We start from the raw sequence: 2,902 nt of genomic DNA on the forward strand, positions 1-2,902 counted from the left end.
CAAGCGCGTTCCGCTTTGGGTTAGCGCTGCCAAGATTTCTGGCGAGTCCACTCCATCGGCCTGGCTTAAATGTGGATATAACCACTGTCGCTGTTGCCATAGCTGTTGCTGGCCTTTTTCTTTGAGTTTTTCTTCGGGCAGGCTGGTGGCATCGGTTTGGGTCAGCTCTTCAATCTGAGCACGCACCGAGCCGTGCCAACCACCGCAATAAACAATGGTTTCACCGGTTTGCAGTAGGGGCAAAAACTCTTTTTGCTCATCACTCATGCTCATTGCATCACCAATGGTGTTGCGGTCATCAGCAGCAAACAGGCGATGCACAATTTTGGTGTGGGTGTTTTTGATGACATCAGGAATCAGCTTGTTGGGTATTTGATCCGCAATAATCAGCCCTTCACCATATTTGCGGACTTCAGCCAGCAAGTTGGCGAACATTTCCACGCCCATTTTACGCGCATCGGATTCACCTGGTTCCGGGCGGGTCAGCAGGCGGTGAGCTTCTTCAATCAGAGTTAAATGTTGGAAGTTAGCATCCCGGCGGTGGCGTTCTTTCATGCACTCGGCCAGGCGGGTGATGATCAACCCCATCAGCAACGCCTTATCCTGCTCGCTTTTTAACTCTTCCAGTTCGATGACCACTTTGCGATCCAGCAGGCTATTAAAATCCAGTGAGCGACGGGTATTCAGCATCTGGCCTTTCACACCCAGCGTCAGGTTAGTTAACCGCGCTACCAGTGAACCTCGGTATTTTTCTTCGAACTCCTTACCCATGCCCTTGGACTCAATCAGTCCATCAAGTTGCTTGATCATATCGCTGAAAGTTGGCCAGCAAGCACCTTGCACCTCATTGGCCCAAGGGTCGTCATAAAAGAAGTTTTTGCCGCTGTGTAAATCCCAGCCGTATTCTGAATAAGCCTGAATAATGGCCTCCTCGACCAGTTGCGGCATGGCGGCTTCCATCGGGTAAACCGTGGTTAGAGTGGCGGTGAGAATGCTGATATGCCCAGCTAGATTCTGACGTTCATTCACCAGCTCGAAGGGGTTGAGGCGAAAGGGGGTGATGTCCTCACGTCCCGGCAGGTAATAATCCACCTCTTGCCCACGCGCATAGAGTGCACGGTACTCGGTTTTGGCGGGTTCGATCACCATAAACGGCAGCTCGGAGGCTTCCAGTAAACGCATACAGGTGGTGGTTTTGCCAGAGCCGGTAACGCCGGTAATAAAAACGTGCTTATTCAGGTCGCGAATCGCCAGTGCCAAGGGGCTGTATTCCAGCAGGCGACCATGCTGTACCAGATGCCCCAAATGGAGGCTGTTTTCTAAAACGGTTGGGGTATTTACGGCAAAATCAACGCTCTGGCGAATACGAACACCAGGCAGTTCGCGGCTGGGCAGGCCAGTGAACAGGGCTAGTTCACGGGTATTCAGCCAAGTGGCGGCTTGTAACGTCTGGTTGCCAGTATTAAAAGGCAGGCTGTGTGCCAACAAGTTTTTAATCGGATTCTGTTGTGTCAAAAGCTGTTGCCGCAGTTGCAGCACATCTGCTAACTCGTGCGTAGCTTCAGGTAGTTTATGCACAACAAGAGGGGTAGCCGATGCCTGATTACCTTGAAATATAGAGCGTACACTTTGCGCCAGTACCGTGAAGGTTTGCTGGTTTTCGGCACTCAAATATATAGCTGTTTTGAACATACCTTTGCTCAAACCAAGGCGAAGGCGCTCCACCAGGGTTTCACTCAGGTGCTTCTGCATTTCTTCAATGCTTTTATTGATGCGCTCGCGGGTTAGTGCCAGGCTTTTGTTCTCGTTAATACCAGCGGTAGTGGATTGGTTTTTTCCGGTGTTTTCACCGCCCGAACGACTGACAGTTAAGCCTTCGCTACGGCTGGTGCTCTTACCTGTGCTGATAGATTCTGAAGTGCCTGAGTTGGTTGAACGACTTTCGTTGGTGCCGGAAGATGATGTTTCTGAATTGCTCCCCTTGTTTGAACTCTTGCTGGTACTGGTGCCAAGATTTTTGGTACGGCTATCACCTGTGTTTTCACCCTTGGTTAGGCTTTCATTTGCCGAATTAGACCAACCTGTATTGGTGCCTTGGCTGGTGCCATGCGTTTCACTTTGCTGGGTGCCTTGGCTTTCGGATTGCTGCACGGTTTGTTTGGCGTGAACGGATAGCTCGGTAGACAGTTCATACACCTGATTCAGAAGATCGCGTATTTCTGCATCCTGCCCAGGTTCAGCAACCACCAGCAGTTGCCAGTGTTCGCCCTGCAAGGAGTTGGCTAGGCGTTCGATACCTTGAAAATCCTGCTGCTCTGGAGTTTGGGCCTGTTCATTGAAAGACGGAACACCCTGCACTAAGCCCAGATGCTGGCTGGTACGGAAAAGCTGGTTAAATGCTTCATCATCCTGCTTAACTTCTTTTAACTGTACGCCTGGGAAGTTACCCTCAAGCGCACCTTTTAATTGGCGGCTAGCTTCATGTGCGCGGCGGCCTCTACCTCGCTCCACAACACCCACGTAAAGCTCTAACCCGCTTGGCGTACCATTTAGTAAATAAGCCAGAGCTGCCTGACTGTCGTTTAAAATGGATAGGACATTCGCCATCGCCAAACGATAACCTTCTGCTTTGTCCTGACTGATTTCTGTTACACGAAAAAAACGATAATCGATTTCTTCGGCAGCCAGCAGAGGCTTAAACTGCTGTGGTTCCAGTAAAGGCTGATCCCAACTAAAGGCTGGGTCTTGGGTATCAAGCAGTTGACTTGCTCCCTGTTGTACAAGGCTTTGGTGCTCACGCTGGGTCATTATTGATCCTTTTTATCGACGATTAATTTGCTGGCGCAGCTCTGCCAGCAAGCCTTTCACTGGCCCTGCTGCTTTATGTTCCAACTCACTATTC

At 50.4% G+C, this 2,902-nt stretch carries 1 protein-coding gene; it reads right to left on the minus strand.

Annotated features, from left to right (window positions below; translation table 11 throughout):
* On the minus strand, positions 1-2,808 hold a 2,808-nt coding region (locus tag IBX50_RS19310; RefSeq protein ID WP_292258026.1), incomplete at its 3' end, for a hypothetical protein.
* Positions 2,809-2,902: the final 94 nt, after the last annotated feature.

The sequence above is a fragment of the Marinospirillum sp. genome, from assembly GCF_014859565.1.